Source organism: Asticcacaulis aquaticus (assembly GCF_028550415.1).
Lineage (GTDB): Bacteria > Pseudomonadota > Alphaproteobacteria > Caulobacterales > Caulobacteraceae > Asticcacaulis > Asticcacaulis aquaticus.
The window spans coordinates 17,012-36,806 of record NZ_JAQQKX010000012.1 but is presented as its reverse complement, the minus strand read 5'-3'; the positions used below and the strand labels follow the sequence as shown (position 1 = coordinate 36,806).

18 protein-coding genes are annotated in these 19,795 nt (G+C 58.0%); 10 read left to right on the top strand and 8 right to left on the bottom strand.

Translation table 11 applies throughout. The features are described from left to right. Nucleotides 1–2: 2 nt before the first annotated feature. The 4 genes from PQU92_RS14055 to PQU92_RS14040 form a co-directional block, all read right to left on the bottom strand. Entirely contained in the window at nucleotides 3–602 is a 600-nt protein-coding gene (locus PQU92_RS14055; RefSeq protein WP_272748880.1) for a type IV conjugative transfer system protein TraE, read from the bottom strand. Next, on the bottom strand, nucleotides 603–884 hold the full coding sequence (gene traL, locus PQU92_RS14050; RefSeq protein WP_013481206.1) for a type IV conjugative transfer system protein TraL: 282 nt from the start codon (nucleotides 882–884) through the stop codon (nucleotides 603–605). A gap of 155 nt (nucleotides 885–1,039) precedes the next feature. Then, nucleotides 1,040–1,345, bottom strand: a complete 306-nt coding sequence (locus PQU92_RS14045; RefSeq protein WP_272748879.1) for a hypothetical protein — start codon at nucleotides 1,343–1,345, stop codon at nucleotides 1,040–1,042. 122 nt (nucleotides 1,346–1,467) lie between these two features. Further along, the gene (locus PQU92_RS14040; protein WP_272748878.1) at nucleotides 1,468–1,869 is read right to left on the bottom strand and encodes a hypothetical protein; all 402 of its coding nucleotides are present in this window, start codon (nucleotides 1,867–1,869) and stop codon (nucleotides 1,468–1,470) included. 13 nt (nucleotides 1,870–1,882) lie between these two features. Between PQU92_RS14040 and PQU92_RS14035 the strand changes: the two genes are divergently transcribed. From PQU92_RS14035 to PQU92_RS14020, 4 genes are all read left to right on the top strand, one after another. After that, on the top strand, nucleotides 1,883–2,308 hold the full coding sequence (locus tag PQU92_RS14035; RefSeq protein WP_272748877.1) for a hypothetical protein: 426 nt from the start codon (nucleotides 1,883–1,885) through the stop codon (nucleotides 2,306–2,308). 197 nt (nucleotides 2,309–2,505) lie between these two features. Further along, nucleotides 2,506–2,874 carry a hypothetical protein gene (locus PQU92_RS14030; protein WP_272748876.1) on the top strand — a complete coding sequence of 123 codons (369 nt, stop codon included), beginning with the start codon at nucleotides 2,506–2,508 and terminating at the stop codon, nucleotides 2,872–2,874. Beyond that, complete coding sequence (locus PQU92_RS14025; RefSeq protein WP_272748875.1) at nucleotides 2,852–3,709, top strand: transglycosylase SLT domain-containing protein; 858 nt, start codon at nucleotides 2,852–2,854, stop codon at nucleotides 3,707–3,709. The genes PQU92_RS14030 and PQU92_RS14025 overlap by 23 nt, the downstream gene beginning before the upstream one ends. Before the next feature lie 403 nt (nucleotides 3,710–4,112). Then, on the top strand, nucleotides 4,113–5,303 hold the full coding sequence (locus PQU92_RS14020) for a helix-turn-helix domain-containing protein (RefSeq protein ID WP_272748874.1): 1,191 nt from the start codon (nucleotides 4,113–4,115) through the stop codon (nucleotides 5,301–5,303). Between the two features lie 218 nt (nucleotides 5,304–5,521). Here PQU92_RS14020 and PQU92_RS14015 read toward each other — a convergent pair whose 3' ends face one another. The 3 genes from PQU92_RS14015 to PQU92_RS14005 all read right to left on the bottom strand — a co-directional run bounded on the left by PQU92_RS14015 (nucleotide 5,522) and on the right by PQU92_RS14005 (nucleotide 8,610). Continuing rightward, nucleotides 5,522–6,736: a replication initiator protein A gene (locus PQU92_RS14015; RefSeq protein ID WP_272748873.1), complete on the bottom strand. Its 1,215-nt coding sequence runs from the start codon at nucleotides 6,734–6,736 to the stop codon at nucleotides 5,522–5,524. 829 nt (nucleotides 6,737–7,565) lie between these two features. Then, nucleotides 7,566–7,925: a RepB family protein gene (locus tag PQU92_RS14010; RefSeq protein ID WP_272748872.1), complete on the bottom strand. Its 360-nt coding sequence runs from the start codon at nucleotides 7,923–7,925 to the stop codon at nucleotides 7,566–7,568. Nucleotides 7,926–7,935: 10 nt separating this feature from the next. Next, on the bottom strand, nucleotides 7,936–8,610 hold the full coding sequence (locus PQU92_RS14005; RefSeq protein ID WP_272748871.1) for a ParA family protein: 675 nt from the start codon (nucleotides 8,608–8,610) through the stop codon (nucleotides 7,936–7,938). A gap of 485 nt (nucleotides 8,611–9,095) precedes the next feature. Here PQU92_RS14005 and PQU92_RS14000 point away from each other — a divergent pair, with 485 nt between their 5' ends. The 6 genes from PQU92_RS14000 (at nucleotide 9,096) to PQU92_RS13975 (ending at nucleotide 18,364) form a co-directional block, all read left to right on the top strand. Next, nucleotides 9,096–9,980, top strand: coding sequence for a DUF7146 domain-containing protein (locus PQU92_RS14000; RefSeq protein WP_272748870.1), 885 nt, complete (start codon nucleotides 9,096–9,098; stop codon nucleotides 9,978–9,980). A 175-nt stretch (nucleotides 9,981–10,155) separates the two neighbouring features. Further along, a complete protein-coding gene (locus tag PQU92_RS13995) occupies nucleotides 10,156–12,210 on the top strand; it encodes a ParB/RepB/Spo0J family partition protein (RefSeq protein WP_272748869.1) in 2,055 nt (684 codons plus the stop codon). Nucleotides 12,211–12,351: 141 nt separating this feature from the next. Further along, complete coding sequence (locus PQU92_RS13990) at nucleotides 12,352–16,581, top strand: strawberry notch-like NTP hydrolase domain-containing protein (protein ID WP_272748868.1); 4,230 nt, start codon at nucleotides 12,352–12,354, stop codon at nucleotides 16,579–16,581. A 99-nt stretch (nucleotides 16,582–16,680) separates the two neighbouring features. Next, nucleotides 16,681–17,559 (top strand): ArdC family protein, encoded by an 879-nt coding sequence (locus tag PQU92_RS13985; RefSeq protein ID WP_272748867.1) that lies wholly within the window; start codon nucleotides 16,681–16,683, stop codon nucleotides 17,557–17,559. A 192-nt stretch (nucleotides 17,560–17,751) separates the two neighbouring features. Next, entirely contained in the window at nucleotides 17,752–18,120 is a 369-nt protein-coding gene (locus tag PQU92_RS13980) for a hypothetical protein (RefSeq protein WP_272748866.1), read from the top strand. Between the two features lie 70 nt (nucleotides 18,121–18,190). Next, nucleotides 18,191–18,364 carry a hypothetical protein gene (locus tag PQU92_RS13975; RefSeq protein ID WP_272748865.1) on the top strand — a complete coding sequence of 58 codons (174 nt, stop codon included), beginning with the start codon at nucleotides 18,191–18,193 and terminating at the stop codon, nucleotides 18,362–18,364. A 149-nt stretch (nucleotides 18,365–18,513) separates the two neighbouring features. Here PQU92_RS13975 and PQU92_RS13970 read toward each other — a convergent pair whose 3' ends face one another. Then, nucleotides 18,514–19,323: a hypothetical protein gene (locus PQU92_RS13970; protein ID WP_272748864.1), complete on the bottom strand. Its 810-nt coding sequence runs from the start codon at nucleotides 19,321–19,323 to the stop codon at nucleotides 18,514–18,516. Nucleotides 19,324–19,795: the final 472 nt, after the last annotated feature.

The following is a 19,795-nucleotide window of genomic DNA, read 5'->3' as shown; positions in this document are numbered from 1 at the left end:
CCCTATCCTTCCGTAAGCGTTTGAAGTGGTTTCACCTTTTCACCGCGCGCATCTTCCGGCGTGATCTCGGTGAAGCTTTTCAGGCGAACCAGCTGACCGTTCTTGGAAAAGGTCAGTGCATAGATCTTGTTCTGGGCATCGACCTCGCGGCCCCCGGCCTCAATCCGGATCGTGCCGCGGATCTCGACATACATGGTCTTGGGATCGACATAGAAATCGTTGGGAAACCAGGATTGCGAACGGTTTTCCCGGATGGCCTCCTGACGGTCACGCACCAGTATCTTATGCATCTCCTGATAGGCCGTCGGCTCCATGATCTTTTGCGCTTCCCGCTGAAAATAGAGCAGGGTTTCGGGAGAGCGATTCAGAAACAGGAACGAGACATCGCGGGCGAAGCGTTCGAGATAAAGGGGATCGGCCGCCCCATAGGCGTCGATGGAGACTTCCGCGGGAATGGTCGGTATGATGAGGGTTCGAGATTGTCCCACCAGCACCATCGAGAGGCAGGCATTGGTCACGATGCTGGCGGCGGCGACCACGGTCATCACCGAAAGCCGCGAAGCGTAGAGCTTGCGCTCCTGCTGGGTCTTGGCAAAGTCCATCTAACCCACCATCAGACGATGTTGAGCCGGCGGGGTCTTCTTCAGGCCCATGACCTCATAGGGCAGAATCCAGAACATCAGCCAGAGCAGGCGCGTGAGCGAGCCGCCCTTCTTCAGGCGGCGCAGCAGCCAGAAGGCGGTCAAACCCGCGACGAGACCGATCAGAAAGTTGGCGACAATCGTCAGAATGCCCAGAGGGACAACGACCACGACCAGCTCATCCGGTGTGAAAATGAAGTATCGCTCTGGCTCGTCCAGATACTGGGGAATACGGGTGTCCATTGAGTTTCCTACCCAAGACTTTCACGAGTGGGGTCTCCGACAGCCCCTGTCGTGTCAGCACGCGCTTCGATCGCGCGAGGGGAACCTGTGGGCTCCCCCCATTCCGGTGGATTTCCGTGGCCTGGACCTCTTCACCGGTTGCGCGGCGAAGCCAACTAGAAGATAGCGGAGGTCAGGGCCGTGACGATGCCCGGGCCGGTCGAAGCCGTCAGACCGATACCGGCGGCACCGGCGATCAGGCGCCAGTCGAACTTCATGACCAGACCGACGAGCGCGCCGGCGACACCGGCGACCGCGGCCATCTTACCGAGGGAGCCTTCCGCCCAGCCGGTGAGTACGGTCGTCGTTGCATCGAAAGTCGTGTCCGTACCGGCCTGAGCCGCAACCAGTGCGAGGCCGGTAACCGCGACCACGCCGAGTGCAGCGGCAAGGTCGGTTTTCAGCATGAGATGCTTCTTCATGGTATATCCTTCGGAGAAGTGAGATGAAAGGCGCGCAAAAACCTTAACGCCTTTTAATAAATTCACTTTTCTTAGGATGACGTCAAATAGACCACGAAGGACCGATAATAGAGCGTGAAAAATTATTTTAGATTTTGAAAGATTATTTTTCTCGGACCAAAGGAAAGTTTCAAAATCAAAAGAAATCTTTGCAAGCCGGAAAATTTTCTTTCGATTCTGGAAACAAAAATAATTTTGTTTCGCTTTGGTGCCTTCTTCGAGACCCGCTGCCAAAATCCGTGTCTTGCCAATGACATAGATCCTGCGGTTAGGTAGGAGCGCCCCGTATCAAGCGGCGATTGACTTGCCCTCATGTGCAATTGACGATATTCTTCACCAGCCTTCCACTTTCCTGGATCAGACATGCCGCGTTCGACAAAATCCGCCGAAAACAACGCTGCCGGAGAGCCCGCCAAGGCGGTACGAACCTCGACCCCGGCTCGGCCGAAAAAGCAAAAGAAAGGGTCGCCAGGGCCTTTGGCCAATGGGCGCCGGGTCGTGCTGAATCTGATCAGCGATGAAGAGTTCAGCAATGTCATTGAACTTGGGCTGGCCGAGTACATTGGCCGATACAAAAGACCCGCTTCGACCAAAAGCATTCTCCCGGAAGCCTTGTGCTACCTCCTGAGCTTTTCTGGCGATGAAGTCTGGCAACGGATATACGACAAGTACACTTACGATCAGCAGAAGAAGCAGGGTGTCAACTTGACCCCGGAGCTGAACACCCGCCTTGAAGATGCCGTCGAACGCATTCGGGAATCGACCCGCGATTCCTTCATCCAGTACAAATGGAACAAGCGGACCGTCGGCGTGGCGGCGCTTTATCTCTACTGCCTCTATCTGATCGTTCACAACGGCAATAAATACGTCATTCCGCCGGAACAGGTCGCGGAACTGGTGACGGATGGCGCACTCGCGACCTGAGCCTTAAAATGCGCGTCTGGCGGACAACGTGACCCTTGCCGTGCACGCGCCCCAAATATCTACATCGTCCGGTATTAATCTCAATATTTTCAACATTATCACCTCGCCTTGGGCGCTAGTGATGCGACAAATCAATCACCGCTTGATTTGATTGCGAACCTATGTCACTTATCCTCGCGTGAGGGAGGGGTGGCTACATGACCAACAGTTCTCAAAACGCCTTCTCGGGAGATGATACGCGCCTGCGTCTCTCTCGCGTGCTCAAGTGCCTGGTTAAGATGCGGTCGGCGTCTGACCCCGATGCTATGCACACGACCGCAATCTGCAACCATATGCGAATATCTCCGCCGACCCTGAAAAAGCTCCTCAGTGGCGATGTCGGCAAAGTCGAGCACCTGATGGCGCTTACGCACTATCTTGCCGTCAAAAATCATGAGGTATTCCTGATCGCGGAATCCTACACCAGCAACGAGGACCTCACCTATCGGGTCTCGTCGCTTATCCAGAAAAGCGTTCCTGGCGCCAGCAAACTTAGGGTTAGCCATGTCCAACGGCGTCTGGCTTAGCGTTACATTCGCGATTGCCGTTTTCACGTCTGGCCGGGCCGAGAGCGCGCCGCGTGATCCGATCGCATTTCAACCTGAGGCCTTTTCCGATTTTCTAACCGAGATGAGCATCGCGCCTGACGTTCGCGTAGCTATAGCGGGGGCACGGCTGGAGCGCCTCAAGGCTTTTAACCATGTGAGAAAGCCCATAGGCCGTCAAAGACGGTTTAATCTGGCGCGACGGTTCGAAAACGGCAAGACGACCCTGTCAGTTGCCCAGATGGCGAACCAGTCCCTGGTGCGGGCCACCGCTGTTTCATATTCCGTTGACCCTGCGTATTTCCTTGCCTTGGCCCATAGGGAGAGCCGTTTCGATCATCTGGCAAGAGCGCCGACCTCGTCAGCCTCGGGCCTGTTCCAGTTTACAGAGAATACCTGGCTTTGCGTTCTGCGTCAGTACGGCGCGGCGTACGGGATCGAGGAAGCTTCAGCGATGTCCAGATCGTCAAGCGGTCGATGCCGACCGTCATCGGTGCTTGCCCGGTGGCGGTTGCTGGCGCTGCGTTACGATCCCAAGCTAAACGCAGCGATGGCCGCTCTGCACACGCGAGACAACGCCGCTGAACTACGCCAACTCCTGGGTCGCGGGCCCAGCGCAGTGGATCTCTATGCCTTCCACTTCTTCGGAGCCGATGAAGGCACCCGCTTTTTAACGGCAAGCCCTTCCCTCCCCGCACCTCTCATCACCCCGCGCGCGGCCAGCAGCAACCGGTCTTTGTTCTTTGATCGCCGCGGCCATCCCAGATCTGTCTGGGAAGTCCGGCGCCAAATGGAGGAGAGCTTCTACGGCGTCTGACCTTCGACAAGGCCTCATGGTCTTTTGTCGCCCACTCAAATCAATCAGTGATTGATTTGAGTGGGAATCGTTTCAGTATCGGGTTTCTCCCCGGCACACGACCGGCCAAAGGCCGGTTGGGCAACAGAGAAGCGTAACTTTCTGCTTTCGGCTGCGGACGAGAAAAGTCTCCGCCGCCGGGTATCTCGCCGGCGCCCGCGTCAAGGCGCCTGTCACCATACGGAGGTCCGGACAAAGAAAAACCGCCACAACAGAGCTGCGGCGGGGGAACAAAAATGGCCTAAGCCATCGAGTTAATTCACACCTAAACTATAAGTCCCCCTCCCCTGCCCTGTCAACGAATATGCGCTCAAAATGAGCCATGGCGGAGCTTTGCCTGACGCTTCCCTCATAAGGATATTCCATGTACGGCAAAACCGGGCATCGAACCGTCACGCCCAATAGTCTGCGGGGCGAGCATCTCGCGCAAACCTATATCGGCCTTCCTGACGGCGTCACCTATCATCAGGCGCTGAAACTCATCCGGCGCTATGTCAACGGCACACCGGACCTCAGTCGGCGGGCGAAACTTCTGATGCTCGCCCTCCTCCAAATACAGGCCAAGGCTATACTTATGGCGGACAGCGGTATGGGTTCGGATATGACCGCCTTCACCGTCTTCGCCAAAAATGAAACTCTGGAGCACATGCTTTGTATGGCCAGGCGCACCGTCCAAAAGGCACTCGCAGAGTTACGTGACCGAGTGCTTGTATGGTGCAACGACGCGCCTGACCGAAATCGGTCGAGATCAAACGGGATCAATCTATTACCTGCATTCGCCCGGACCTCGGAATTGGCCATCGCCGAAGCCGAACGCGCCGGCCGCCGGTCGGCCCTCACCATGATCCGGAGGCAATATTCGACCCTGAAAATCGCCTTGGAAGGCCTGCGGCTGTCTGCACACGGCGCGTTGGGCTCAGAGGTTGAAGCCCTAATCCGAACATGCGATGTCGGCCGCAGGCGAGAGGATAGTCAAAGCGGGATCGAGCCCCTGATCGAGACCACCAAAGCCGTGGACGATTTGAAGCGCCGCATCGCTATCGGCATCGATGTAGGTAAAGACGAGTCACCCCAGGGTGACTCTCACGACGCCCAAATGACGTACAATCCGAAGATCATCTCTATAGATGTAGTGGACGAACAGACGACCTCAGAAACGGTATGTGAGCCCGACACGGCTGAAATAGCCGGGCGTGCCGGCGTCCTGGGACCGGACCCAGAAACCCTCATTCGAAATGTCGAGAACGCTTTCGAGGCCAAGGGGCTACCCCTCCTGGAAACGAAAAAGCTTCCACCCGGTTCCCGCTTGAGGCTCTACGGAAATGCGGCCGCGGCGGACATTCGGCTCAAGGCTGCAATCGTTCACCAGCTCCAGCACCGCTTCGGAGAGATTGGCGCGTCCTATCTGTTGATCCAGGCGGCCTGTGATCCAGCCGTCCGCAACCGGGCGGGCTGGGCCAGGTCATTCCTCAGAGAAGATTTTGCCGATCGCGTCGTGGATACCAGGGGCGCCTTCTTTCGATGGCGGGTGTCGTCAGAGGGAGTGACGGCCTGAATTCACCTATCCGCGGATCAGAACCCATAAGCCAATAGCAGCGCCAGCAAGGCCTAGAATCGCGAAAAGGATGAAACCTGGATGTAGCCCACGGCGGCGCTCACCCGCAAAGGGCGCAGCGTAATCTTCCCGAAATTCGATCGGGCAATCCTGCTGTCGTTTGGGTTCCGGGGCTGGCATTGCCCACTCTTTAACACAAAGACATCCCCAGAAACAGGCTATCGTTTTGGGGATTGCCCGGCTCGGAATTTACAATAGCCGAGAAAGGCGGCATCCGGATTTTTCACCGGCTCGCCGACCTGCAAGGACATATCCCGCCATTCCGCTTCCAGGGCATACACATCGTAGCCGGGCGCCACAGCCTTCGCCTTCTCGTAGGTTTCGAGGCTTACCCGAAGCTTGCGCTCGGCCGCAGGCGTCCGCGGCAAGCGCGTGCGCAGCCGCTTGGTGAAGACGATATTCGATTCCTCAATGTGTATCTTGTAATCGGGAAAGTGGTCGGAGCGCTCGTTTTCCTCGACAATGTCGCGGACCATCCGCCTGAATTCCTTCATTGACGACTGTGCCCCGGATTTTTTGTGGCAGACCTCGAAGGATATCGGCCATTGCGTCTGGGTGCCGCAGTGCTTTCGAGCCAGCTGGTAGAGCTTTCTCTCAAGCGCACCGCGCAGGCGGAAATAATCGCGATGAACCGTCAGCACTTCCTTCGCGTCGACCGCGCGGTAGAGCCAGTCGGATATTCTGACCTCGACTTCCAACATGCGATCGCTCTTTTCCTCGCGAACGATCGTGAAATGGTCGATGAGCGTGAAGTTGTGATAGACCTTTTCGCCGCCGGTCTTGATGTTCGTACCGATCCGGGTACCCGCCAGGCGCTCCAAACCGTCTCTCAGCGAATTGTACCCAGACCCGCCCGTCGGACGGTTTGTGTTTTGAAGAAAATCGAGTGCGGTAAATCGAATGAGCTTTTCTGTGGGCAGGCCATCATTCATCGCGCGCCGGAGATGGCTCATCAGATAAATCAGGATGTCGAAATCATAGATATTGGCGAGGCCCTTAACGCTTGGCGTGACCGTTACGACGACGTCGCGGTGTTCGTATTTCCGGATCTTGAGGTCGGGCTTCATGCTCAGGCTGAACAACGGGTGTTCGAGGGATGCCATGTCGCCTTTAAAAGTCAGGTCCCCCACAGGCTCGACGAGGAAGAAGAGATCCGGTGCGTGGCGCTCGGGAAGCAGCGCTGAACGCTCGGCCTTCCCTCCCCTGCCCCTACCCGCTTTTGCGGGTTCTTCCGTCTCGGATGGGTCAGCGGTCTCCTCCTCAAGGGACGGCAGATCCTCTTCAGCAAATAGCGAAGCCTGCTTTTCAATGCGCAGGAACTTGCCGCTGACCATGTTGATATCTTTTTTTCTCAACTTTGCCGGCGCCATCATTCCACTCGCGTTCAAGCCTATAAAATCTTCGTCGTTCTACCCACCCAATCTTCGTCGTTCTTCCCACCCGGTGGGCATTCTGGCCCAACGCAGGACGGGCAGCCAAAGAAACTCGGGAATCGGTGCAGATGTTTTCGTCGTTCTGCCCACCTTGCGTACACTATTTTCGTCGTTCTGCACACCCTATTCGAAAGCCTCGTTTGAGACGGGCAATCAGAGTGCTTGTAAGAACTTGAAATAAGGAGCGTTTTTCAAATTTTCTGATCAACGGGTAGCAAACATCGATTCGAGCCTTCGGTAAATGCATTCTTCGTCGTAGTACCCACCCACCGAATCAGTTTTCGTCGGACTACCCACCGCGATGACGCCAAACCGCTATTAAAGCAGTGGGTTAGAATTAACATTTAGAATAAACCCAATGGATTCAATTAACTGACAGACCGAGTTGACAGATCATGCCGGCAATTTTCGTCGTAGTACCCACCTACGTCGGCATATCCGAGTCCCCCTTTAGGTACGATCGGTGCCCAAAGAGTCTCTGAAATAGACTCATGCGGTATTATAATGCTCAGAACCGGCGCAAATATCAAAACCGTTAGAGCATCGTCGGACTGCCCACCGTCATTCGTCTATCAGCCCACCGGCATACGTCATAGTGCCCACCGGGGGTATGATCATTCTTAAATAGATACAATCAGATAGAGGTCAGTTCAGGGACCGTAACAAGACTCTAACATATATATAACAACGAGGGCTCGGCAGGAAGGGCTGTGGATATCTCCTGGCCTACTCCCAAAAAAAGACCCACCGGATAGGTGGGCCGTTATGTCTATTCGTACTGGGCGACCAACTCTTCAAGAAGGTCTGCCTGGGAGATGCCCCGCTCGACGCATATCTCATCAAGCCTGGCTTTGACACTGGGTTTCATTTTGCAGTTAAAGGCGACGCTCCGGATCTCTTTCGGTGGACGGCGTTCACGCAACGATAAAGCCTGCCCCTGCCCCTGCCCCTGCCCTTGCGGCGAAATTACCGGCGGCGCCCGGTTGGGTTCCGGCGGGGATGAAGGTCCTCCAGATGCCGCAAAGCCGTTATTTTTAGCCAGTTCCGTAAGCTTGGCGTCGTCTTCCTCGATCGGTTCGCGCTTGATCGACGGCGGACGCAAGGAGGCGCGTGACATGGGTTCATTCATTGGTCGTCTCCTAAGCGGCTTTCTTCTGCAGTTCGTCGTGCATCGCGGTAATTAGGCGCGCGATCTCCGATTCAGCCTTGGCAGCCGAAGGCACGGCGTTCCCTGCCCTCAGCTTGTCCAGCGTCGATTGATAGCTGAACATGGCCTTGTAGGCATCGCGCTCATGGACAGTGCCGATGACACGAAGGCCGTTCGCCACAGCCTCTTCCATCGTCGCGGTCATCTCCTTCGAGCGAATGGCCGGCGGAACACGGTTCCAGACGATCCAGCAGTGCCTGTATCGTTTGCTTTCACTGTTCAGAGATTCCACGTGATCATATACGCGCTGGGCATCCCGTAGGTCCTGAAAGCTGACGTTCGACGGTACCAGGCAGAAGTCGGCTGCCTTGATCGCTTCCGCGAGGCCCCAGTTGGCCGATCCTTCGACATCGATGATGATGACGTCGTATTTGTCGCGCTGAGCTTCGACCGCCTTGGCAATGTCCTCTGAACGTGTCGAGATCACGCTGATGTTCGAGCTTACCGTCTTCGGATTATACCATTCATCTTCAAGTCGACGGCGGGTGTCTGCGTCAATCAGCAGCACCGAACTGCCGTTACTGGCGTAGACGCCACCGATGGCGACAGCGAGCGTGCTCTTGCCGCAGCCACCTTTCGAAGAAGCACAAGCAATTATGAAGGTCATGCCTATCGTCCCTATGAAATGCAGACACTTTATCTGGTCTTGCAAAAGGTAAAGTACTTTATCTTTATAACGTCATTAGCTTGCGCGTTTCTTGTGCCGGAGCGATACCGCAACAATACAATCGCTTTATGTGGTCATCACATTTAGCAATACTTTCAAAAGTCCTGCACAACATAATGATCTTTCGACACACCACAGCTTTATAATGCCATTATAATGTATGGTAAATTACCATCACAATATAATGAGAATGTCAATCACTTCTGAAAGCAATTTAGCAATACGGTCACTTCATAACGCCAATCACAAGCTAGTGACAACAGAAAGCTATTGATGCGGTAATGTAAAAGGTAAAGTGCTTTATAAAGTGCATGATGATGCACTTTACGACCGAATTGCCCAGTCGACCGACTTAGATCACGACCGACCATAACCCCCTGAAAGAACGGAGACAGGGTCTGAAGGCTGTGAATGAGGAGGGACCTATGTACAGCATCGTTAAAAAGCTCGGCGGCGAGATTTACGCCGGAGGCAACAAAGCCATGATTCCGGGCCCCGGACACAGCCCCACAGACCGGTCGATATCACTTTTGCTCTCACCGAATGGAAAGATCCGCGTCCACGCCTTCAGTGATCACGACTGGCGAGACGTCATGGACTGGTTGAAGGCCGAGGATCTGGTTTCCGACGACCACAGGCTGATCGACCGACCCCAACCAGGGCGCACGTCAATTCCTATGCGTTCGGACACTGAGAAACGGGCAATGGCAAGACTGATCTGGGAGGCGGGGCAGCCGATATCAGAAACCCTTTCACAAAAATGGCTCACCGTGACCCGTAGAATTTCCAGACAGGTCGATTCACCCGCATTTCGGCACGCGCCAAACGCACCCTTGAGCGCCTATGCCCCGGATTGCCGCCAATTTCGAAACGCCTTCCTGGCTAAGGTCACCAACCGAGACGGCACGCATACAGGCACCGAGATTACATATCTCGATCCAACAGGCCGAAAGGATACCCGTCTGCACATTCCTCGAAAGCTCGTGGGCGGCAAACCCCCGGGCGCGACCGTTCGGATCGATGAGCCCGACTCTGAGATCGTAATCGCAGAAGGGATCACTTCAGCCCTGTCGGCCAGTCAGTTCTTCAGCTTGCCATGCCACGCGCTTCTAGGCGTCAAATCATTCCCAAGCTGGCGTCCACCCGAAGGCGTCCGGAGAGTTGTTATCGCAGCGGAACCAGGGGCCGCCGGGGAGACGTTCTCAAAGCGGCTGGAACGTGCGCTCCTGGGCGAAGGCTATGCGTGCCATCTTGAATTCCCACCCAATGGCCACAGTGACTTCAATGCGTACTATGGCGGACGAGGATGACGATTCACGGCGCCAGTACATACCCCGCGAGCTGATCATGGAGGCGAAGTTGCAGGGCAGGGGGCAATGACTGAAACACCGGCGCAGGGGTGATGGCGTTTGAAAGAAGGAGAAAGGGCTTTTCAGGGTAGATCGGGTCTGGGGATGGGCCTCAGCCGATCTGGGAACCTCGAAAATGACCTCAATCGCATCTAAACCCTCTATCGCCCTGACCGTGGCCCAACTGGTGCTGTCCTCTCTTAATTTGCGGGCAGGGGAGGGGGCAGACGATGGAATCCCCGAACTGGCCTCCACCCTCGCACCCGGCGCGGCGGGGCAGTTAATACCGCTGTTCGTAAAGCGAGCCGATCAGCCCGATATTTACGAGATACTCGACGGGCGCCGCCGCTTCCTGGCCTGGTCCTCCCTGATCGAAGCCGGAAGGCTTGCCAGCGATCATCTCGTGACCGCTATCCTGTGCGAGACCGACGACGAGATCGCCCAGGCGGTCGTTATCGCCAATGCCATGCGAAAAGAAATCCAGTACGCAGACATTCTGCTCACGCTCAACAGGCTGATTTCCGAGCACTACGGCTTCGACGACATCGCCCGCAGCCTGGGTATGGAGGTCAAGGAAATCCGCAAAATGTCGGTCCTCGGCCAGCTCGACATACGCATCCTGTCGGCGTTTAAAGCGCAACGTTTCCGCCTCCCGCTCCTGCGTCAGATCGCTCGCATCAAGGACGCCGAGAAGATCGAGGCCCTGATCGAATTCATCGAGGAGTCTGAAGGTCCCATTCAGGACTATAATATCCGCGAGCTCTTCGACGAAGGCCTGTTCGCCACTGACGTCCTTCTCCATGCCGTACCGCTTTCGGCTTACCTCGCCAAGGGCGGTCGTATCGAACAGGATCTGTTCGAAGAATTTCCCGACAAGATCCTCGATCCGAAGATCGTCGGCGACCTGTGGAAGGCCGCTATGAAGCCTGTGATCAAGGCCCTGAAGGGGGCAGGGCTCTCCGTCGAGTTTTCTCTTAACCTGCCCTACGGAACGCCGGATGGCTTCAAGGAACTGGGATGGGAATACAGGCGTCTAAGCCAAGGTGATACCGGCCGCATCGCCGAGCTGAAGGCAGAGGCCGAAGCTCTGAAGGCGGATATAGATGAGGCCGGGACACAGGGCGAGCACGGCCGGTTCATCGATCTCTGCAAAAGTTACGCAGCCAAGGCGCTGGAAGCCTTCAATGCGGAAGCAACCCCTCTGATCGCCAAGGCCTGCAAGGCGTGCGTTGGCGCCAAGGGGGAGGTGAAGGTCAGCTTCTATGTCGATAAAGGCGAATATCAGGCCCTGCTGACCCGTGATGCGGAGGACGATGATCTCACCAGTACAGCCGGTTCGTCCTACAGTCACGGTCCGACGGTCGACGCCACGCCGCTCCCGAAATCCAATCTCCGTCCCGACGTCACCCTCTATGGTCACGCCCATCACCAGCGCGCTACGACGCTTGCCGGCCGTTCACTGGCGCGCAGTCTGATCGACACGCCGATGGTCGCGCTCGACGTCCAGCTTTCGGCTCAGTTTCAGCAGGTTGTGCTCGGCCGCAGCCATGACGCCTCGAAATATATCCTCAAGGTATGCGCAGGCGCCCGTATGTCAGGCCTGAAGGACGTCGATACACCGCTCCTTGCACCGGTCATCGAGCGTCTGAGCAAATACAAGGCGCTTTACGAAGACACCGGCCTTCACCCGTTTGAATGGGTCTCATCCCTCTCTCCGAGTGAGAAGCTCGATCTGCTGGCCCATATCACGGCCGCGCAGGTGGATATGTCGGAGTTGCGAACCGACTATGTCCGCCAGGATGCCCGCGCCGAGGCCATCCTGATCGCGCGCACCATCGGCCATGAGTTCAAATCTCATATGGAGGTCGCCGCGGACTACTATCTGGCCTTCTCGAAAAAGGCTCTGCTGGCCATCCTGGTCAAGATGGGTCTCGATCCGGAAGAATATACGCATCTCAAGCGCGGTCAGCTGGCTGAAGCCATCCACGGATTGGCCCATGAACGCGGCTATGTGCCCCCGGCGCTGAATTTCCATCAGGACGATTATCTCGAACTGGCGGCACCTGACGATGGCGATGAAACCCTGTCTGAGAGCGATGACGAGACCGGTTCGACCGCCGAATCCGAATTCGAGCCTGAGTTCGATCCCGAACTGCAAGCGACAGACGGGGAGGCGCCATTGGCGGCGTGAGGACGGCCCCCGCAAGGGGGCCTTTTTCATGCGCGCGAACTAAAAGCGTGCAGGCGGGAGCGGGGGAGGGGAAAGAAGGAGGAAAGGGAGGTGAGGGGCGGATGCCTGATGACCAGGCACGTCAGAAAAAGGATTTCTACAATGACCCTCTCCCTCTTTGCCGCCACGCCCTCCAGGTTCGATGAAGCCGCAGCTATCCTCGGTGCCGGTCGCTCAGTTTTCCCGTCCCTTGCCCGCGGTCGCAAGATCGAGGCCGGACTGATGCGCGACATCATGGCCTTCGCCTTCGGCGGCACCGATGCTGACGGTCGCTGGACCTGGAAGCAGGCCTATGAGGCCATTGAAGTGGCTCAGGTTATCAATGCCCGCCGCCTGCAAAGCCAGTTGGGCCGTCTGGAAGACTCGCCGGCGGAGACGATACGCCTCCTGGCCACCTACACCAACCTTGGCATGACCCACTCTCGTCGGTCTGAAGAACAGGTGGAGTTCGACCAGTTTTCGACGCCGCTGGAGATATCCGCTCTGGCGGTTCTGGCCGCGCAGGTCAGGGCGGGCGATCAGATCCTTGAACCCTCCGCTGGCAACGGGATGCTCGCCGTTCTGGCCGAGGTCGCCGGAGGGCGCCTTCATCTGAACGAACTGGCTGAGACCCGCCATGGCGTTCTGAAGGGGCTTTTCCCGCAGGCTGGCCATTCCGCCTTTGACGCGCGCCAGCTGAAGGATCGCGTGTCGACCTCCGGCAGCTTTGATGCTGTGGTGATGAATCCACCCTTCACTGACCTTGACGACCACCTGCGCGCGGCTCTCGCCTGTCTGGCCGACAACGGCCGCGTCGCCGCCATTGTGCCCGCTGGATACTTCGATGGGACCGAGATCCGCCGCCTGGCCTCTGTATGTCAGATCCGATGCCGCCTATTGCTGCCGACCAATGCCTTTTACAAGCACGGAACCAGCGTCGACACCGGGCTGTTGGTCTTTGATCGCATCAACGGGGATGGCATCCTGCCTGACCGCGTCGTATCCGAGACGCTCGATGAGGCCATCGCGGCCGTCCAATGCCTTCCGGCCCGGACCAATGCGAAACCTCGCCTGTTCCGAACGGTGTCTGCGACGGTCACTGATACCCCGTCGCTGCGACCGCTCGCCTCGGGCCGCCTCCGTCTTTTATCGACGGTAGCTGAACTCGCTTACCAGCCAAAGGCATGGTCAGGCCAGACCCGTGATGTCGGGCTCTACTCGGCTTATCAGGTGTCACGCTTCACGCCTGATCGGGAGCGCCCGCATCCGGCGGTGCTGGTTGAGTCCTCCGCCATGGCAACGACACCGGCGCCAGAGGTCAGCTACGTCCCGCGGCTGCCGGCCTCAACCATCGCCAGTCATATCTCCGAAGCCCAGCTTGAAGTCGTTTTATATGCGGGTCAGGCCCATTCCAAGGTCCTACCCGGACGCTGGAAGCTCGATGACGATGGTCAGGGCTTCTCGTCGCTGAAGGACGACGATGAGAGCGGGTTTGCCCTGCGGCAGGGCTTCTTTCTCGGCGATGGCACGGGCGTCGGGAAGGGGACGTCCGTATCCGCGATCATCGCTGAGAACATGGCCCAGGGGCGCACCCGTGCAGTCTGGGTTTCGAAGAACGACACCTTGATCGAAGATGCCCGCCGGGACTGGCTGTCGGTCGGTGGCGACGTGAACGATATTGTGGGTCTGTCGACCTACAAGTTCGGCGCCGCCATCCGCATGGATCGGGGCATCCTCTTTACCACCTATGCCACACTGCGACAGGCCGCGCGAAACGGCAAAAAGTCGCGTCTGGATCAGGTTGTCGAATGGCTCGGCGAAGATTTCGACGGGGCGCTGGTCTTCGATGAGAGCCACGAATTGGCCAACGCTGCGTCAGGCAAGGGCAACCGTGGCGTCAGGAAGGCGTCGCAGCAGGGCCTCGCTGGATTGCTGCTGCAATATCGGGTGCCAAATGCCCGCGTTACCTATGTGTCCGCGACCGGCGCGACGGAGCCCGCCAACCTCTCCTACGCCCCGCGTCTGGGCCTCTGGGGCAGCGCACAAGCGCCCTTCCTGACCCGTGAGGACTTCATGAAGGCGGCGGACGACGGCGGCATCGCATTTATGGAGTTGGTGGCCCGCGAATTGAAGGCCAAGGGGCTCTATCTCGCCCGTATGATCAGTTTCGAGGGTGTCGAGATCGATGCGCTGCGCCACGAACTGACAGAACAGGACGTCGCCATCTGGGATGCATGGGCCGGCGCGTTCCAGACGATCCATAAGAATCTCGACAAGGCGCTCGAAGCGACCAACATCGTCGGTGAAGAGGGTACGAACTCCGGCCAGCACAAGTCGGCGGCCAAATCGGCCTTCGCGTCAACCAGCCAGCGGTTTTTCAATGCCCTCCTGTGCGGGCTGAAGGCACCTACTATCATCCGCGATATGGAACAGCAGGTCGAGGCGGGCCATTGCTGCGTGGTGCAGTTGATCTCTACCAATGAAGCGTCGATGGAGCGCCGCCTGAATGAGGTATCTCCGGCTGACTGGAACGACCTCAACATCGATCTTACCCCGCGCGATTTCGTCACCGAATATCTGACCAACGCCTTCCCCATCCATGCCATGCAGGAGGATGAGGACGACAACGGCCAAAAGACGGTCAAACCTCTTCTCGACGCCGATGGACGCGCTGTGGTGTCTCAGGAGGCTCTGGCACTGCGGGAGGAGGCCCTGATGGGGCTGGCGCTGCTTCCGGCGGTCCCAGGCGCTCTGGACGCGATCCTGCACCACTTCGGGCCGGAGAGGGTCGCTGAGGTGACAGGCCGGTCGCGCCGAGTGGTCATCAAGAACGGCAAACAGGTGCTGGAGCGACGCGGCACGACCGCGAACAAGGCGGAGACCGACGCCTTCAACAACGGCGAAAAGCTCATTCTCTGCTTCACGGCGGCGGGTGGCACGGGGCGCAGCTACCACGCGGATCGGCGCTTTTCGAATACACGCCGCCGGTGCCAGTATCTCGCGGAACCGGGCTGGCGCGCCGATGTGGCCATTCAGGGTATCGGCCGGACCCACCGCACCAATCAAGTTCACGCGCCGATATTCCGCCCCGTGACGACCGACATCAAAGGTGAAAAGCGCTTCCTGAGCACCATTGCCCGGCGTCTGGACAGCCTGGGGGCCTTGTCGAAGGGTGAGCGTCGCTCGACGTCGAACGGAATGTTCAAGGCTGAAGACAGTCTGGAGAATGCGTTCGCCCGCCGTGCACTGGTTTCGTTTTTCCAGGCCATGTATGCCGGCCAGATCGAATGCATGTCACTCGCCGACTTCGAAGAGAAGACGGCGCTTCAGTTGCGGGACGGGGACGGGGTGCTGAAGTCCGCCGAAGATTTGCCGCCCATCTCGACCTTTCTGAACCGTCTTCTGGCGCAACGTATTCAAGACCAGAACGCGCTGTTCGACGCTTTTGAGACCCGGTTACGCGGGATCATCGAGAAGGCGGAGGCCGCGGGCACGATCGATAATGGCGTCGAAGATCTGGTTGCCGACGAACTGGAGCTGATCGAGAGCCGGGTCGTGCGCGTTGACGAGACGGGGGCTGAGACCCAGATGATCGAGTTCAAGGTCCGCTACAAGCGCGACTTGTACGATCTCGACTATGCCCGCGGCGTCATCCGCGACAATCAACGTCAGGCCGTTCCCGTCATCAATACTAAGACCAACCGTACCGGGCTCCTCATCACCGGCCTCACGACCACGGACGAGAAGGATCTGCTCGTACCGGCGGTCCGGATCTATCGTCCCAACGGATCGCGAACCATGGCGTCCCTGACGACATACGAGGAATCGAGCTGGCAGGAAGCCGAACTATCGGCGTGGGAAGCCGCTTGGTCGACCGAACACGCCGAACTTGATCCGTGGGATACGAACCGCCTCTATCTCGTCTCAGGGCTTCTGCTGCCTGTTTGGAAGCATCTGGCTAAGGGGTACACGCGGGTCAAGCGCCTGAAATCGCCATCGGGAGAGCGGTGGCTCGGTCGTATCCTCAATGAAGCTGAGGCCCTGGCCTTCCTCCGTGTGCTTGGTCACGACGTCACGCGCTCGATGCCGAATACCGCCGATCGTTGCCGCGATCTGGTCATGCGCGAGCGCGCCTCTCTGTCGCTGTCCCCCGGTCTGCACCTGAAGTCATCCCGATTTATGGGAGAGAAGCGTTTGGAGATCGCCGGTAACCGCGCCGAATTCCCGACGCTGCGGGCACTCGGCTGTGTCATCGAGCTGCTGCACGGCGTCCCGCGCGTGTTCGTGCCCGCGAATGACGATGTGCTGACCCGCATCATCGAGAAGTACCCGGTCACTGACGTCGCGATGTAGGGGACGTACGGAGGATTGGTTCGCGCGGGCGCAGAAAGGAGGAAGGGAAGGGACGTCGAAGGTGAGCCTCCACGGGGAGGTGAAAGAAGGAGATTTCCAGTGAAACCCAACGCCCTCGACACCCTGCTCGCCGAACTGATCAACCGGATGGATAAGGGCGAACTGCCCTGGCGACGTCCGTGGAAACACCAGTCGCAGCCCCAACTCCCGACCCGGGCCGATGGCCAGCCCTTTTCCGGCACCAATCTGTGGATGCTCGCCATGCAGATGGCTATGCACGGCTGGTCGAACCCCCGGTTCTATACGTTCCACCAGGCCAAGGAACTGGGCGGCTTCGTCCGTAAGGGCGAGAAGGGCTGCCCGGCCATCCTCTACAAGCAGACCGCCGTTGAGGATGATGGTGGCGACGACCCCAAAATCCTTCGATTTTTGAAGAGCTATATCTGCTTCAATGCGGAGCAGATCGAGGGGCTGCCGGAGGCGTGTTATCAGGTTTCGGCCCCGGTGCCCGTCAATCCGGATGCCGTAAATGCCTTCTTCCGCGGAATAGACTTTAGTCTGCTGCACAAGGGCGATATGGCGTTCTACAATCCCGAAGGCGATCAGATCGTCATGCCGCACCCGTCTCAGTTCGAGGATCTGGATCGTTACAATGCCACCCTCGGACACGAGTTGATCCACTGGACTGGTGCCAAGCACCGGCTCGACCGCAAGCTCGAAACCTATCGCTACCAGGACTGCCGGGCGCGGGAAGAACTGGTCGCCGAACTTGGCGCCCTGCAGCTGGGGCTGCTGATCGGGTTGCCCGTCGAAGAAAAGCTGTTCGACAATCACGCCGGCTACCTGCAGTCGTGGGTGCGGATTCTGAAAGATCATCCGGCCGAGCTGATCAAGGCCAGCGGCAGGGCTTCAAAAGCCGTCGATTTCCTGATCAAGGTATCTCGACAGTCCACACTTCCGGACGTCCTGGTGGCGTGACGGGGTTACAACAGGGCAGCGCCTTCACGGCGTTTGCCCTTTTCATAGGTGCAAACTTCGGGCATCGCGGGAAAAAACCCGATTCCCAACAGGGGTTTGTTAGATTACACAAGTGCAGACAGTGCAGTTCTGAGGAAATGATTCTCGCCACTGCCTCTCTGACACAGACACAAATGTTGCGGACTAGGCCCAATGGACGTCGTCAAGCTTAGAGAGTGGATTAAGGAAACCAGAGACTCTGAAGGGGTGAACTGGTATTTGCGAGATGTCACGAAAACTCACGAATACAATAAGATATTCAATCTGATCGTCTACAACGACTCAGGTGAAGTCGTGCATACCGTGGAATTTATCGAACCGCGCCGGGGGCTCATTCCAGCGAAATTCATTTTCCGCATTGCTGACGCCCGCGAGCTGGCCGGTATCAATTCCGGCTTTGTGCATGCGGTGAGCCAGGATCTGACCCGCAATGCGCAGGAAATATTTCGCCTGAAGCGACAAGATTGGCTTGAGAGCGGCAAGAGGGACTGGACGGAGATTCACAGCCCGGCCAAGGCCTGAGCGCGTCAAAGCGGCCACAGGGAAGGAGAAAGACAGGGACAAGGCGATTGCACCATTTGAGGAGGTCGCCTTGCAGAGTGTTTCCCGATCCCAATTTTCCGTTTGGGCCGAGCGCCTGACGATTGTCGCCCTGACGACGTCGTTTCACCATTTCCCCGTTCCGACGATTGCATTGGTGGCGCTGATGCTTGCCGCGCGCGTCGGGCGGCTGAAGCCGCCACCTGAATTTCGAGACTGGCGCTGACGCCGCTCGGGCAGCGCCCGCGGGATACACTGAAGGTAGCCAGAGCGTCGTGATCGTAGTGCGCGGTTCACGTCGCGACGCTGGACGCACCGTAGCGATGAAACCCTACAAGGCCACGGACTGTCCGGCGAACGGATCGGACCGTGGCCTCATTCGTCTTGCCCATTTGAATTACGCTCGCGCTGACGCAGACGCTTGACGTAGTCCCCGTCGAACAGTTCATCCGGGTCGCGATTGAGGACGCAGCTGCCCAGAATGGCCACCGTGCTATCCGTAAGCGAGAAAGTCGATGGATGGAGCTGTGCGTGGTTTTCACCCTCGTCGCGCAGCCGGGAGAAGAGGGCTTTGAAAAAGTCCGCATCGCTGGACCTCGGCCCAGTAGTGGCAGCCGCCGTCGTCGGATCAGCCGGACCTATCTCTGCCGCCTCGGCATCGTCTGCGATCACCTGAACGACCTCGCTAAGGCTTGGCCAGTGTTTTATGTCATACCGATTCTTCAGTTGGGCAAGCGGCTTCTGTACCCAGACCGTGAATCGACCATTGTGAATAGCCGCATCCTCGATCACCTGGCAGATATCCGTGTGGGTCTCGCTGCAAAACCCGGAATGCGCGTTAAGCTCGGTGCGTTCGTCGAGCAATTGGGCCAGTTCGTCTGCCACCTCCGAGATTTTACGGTTCACATCCCTAAGCTGGGCTCGGTCGCAGCGTGACTTGGCGACCTTGGCGGTGTTCCATTCGGCGCTGACGCAGAGCAGGCCGTCGAAGACCAGCCACAGCGCATCGTAGTCGCCCTTTAGCTTGCGGTGCAGCTCTTCATAGGCCGGTGCCAGTTCGAGCCGTCGACTGAGCATCACGCCGATCATTTCGTTGTGGTCGGGAGATATGCCGCCGTCGAGATTTCGCGCCTTGATATCGTGCAAAACCGTCTCGCACGCTGTTGTGGTGTCTATCTTATCCATGTCCATACTACCTTGTTACCGTCGACACCTCGGAGCGTAAACACACCGGCGCATCATCGCGGTACCTGAACGCAGATTCTTTGCCCGGCTTCAGGTACCCGATGCGGGCGGCCTGCGTGATGCGCGCCGTGCGAGGGCCGCCGGGTATCGCTGTGCGGGCTAGGCGTGTGCGGCTCGACGCCTCGGGGGAGGGGTTTGCATGGGACGCTATGAAACACGTCGCCGGGGCCTGTCAGAGTTGCGTGTTTCGGTCGGGAAATCGGGTGGGTTTCTGTGACGCCGTAGACCGGCCCTCAGTTCTGAAAACCCTGCCACCGTGCCGAGCCTAATGCGCGCAAGGGGCAGGCGCTGTCGCTTGTCGCCTTTGGCGACCCCTGCGCGCGGCTCAGCCGGCAGCATCGGGATTTCAGAGGCCAGGTCAACGGGCCTCACCTTCATTCGATTTCCCATTCGACCTTCAAGGATCACGCAC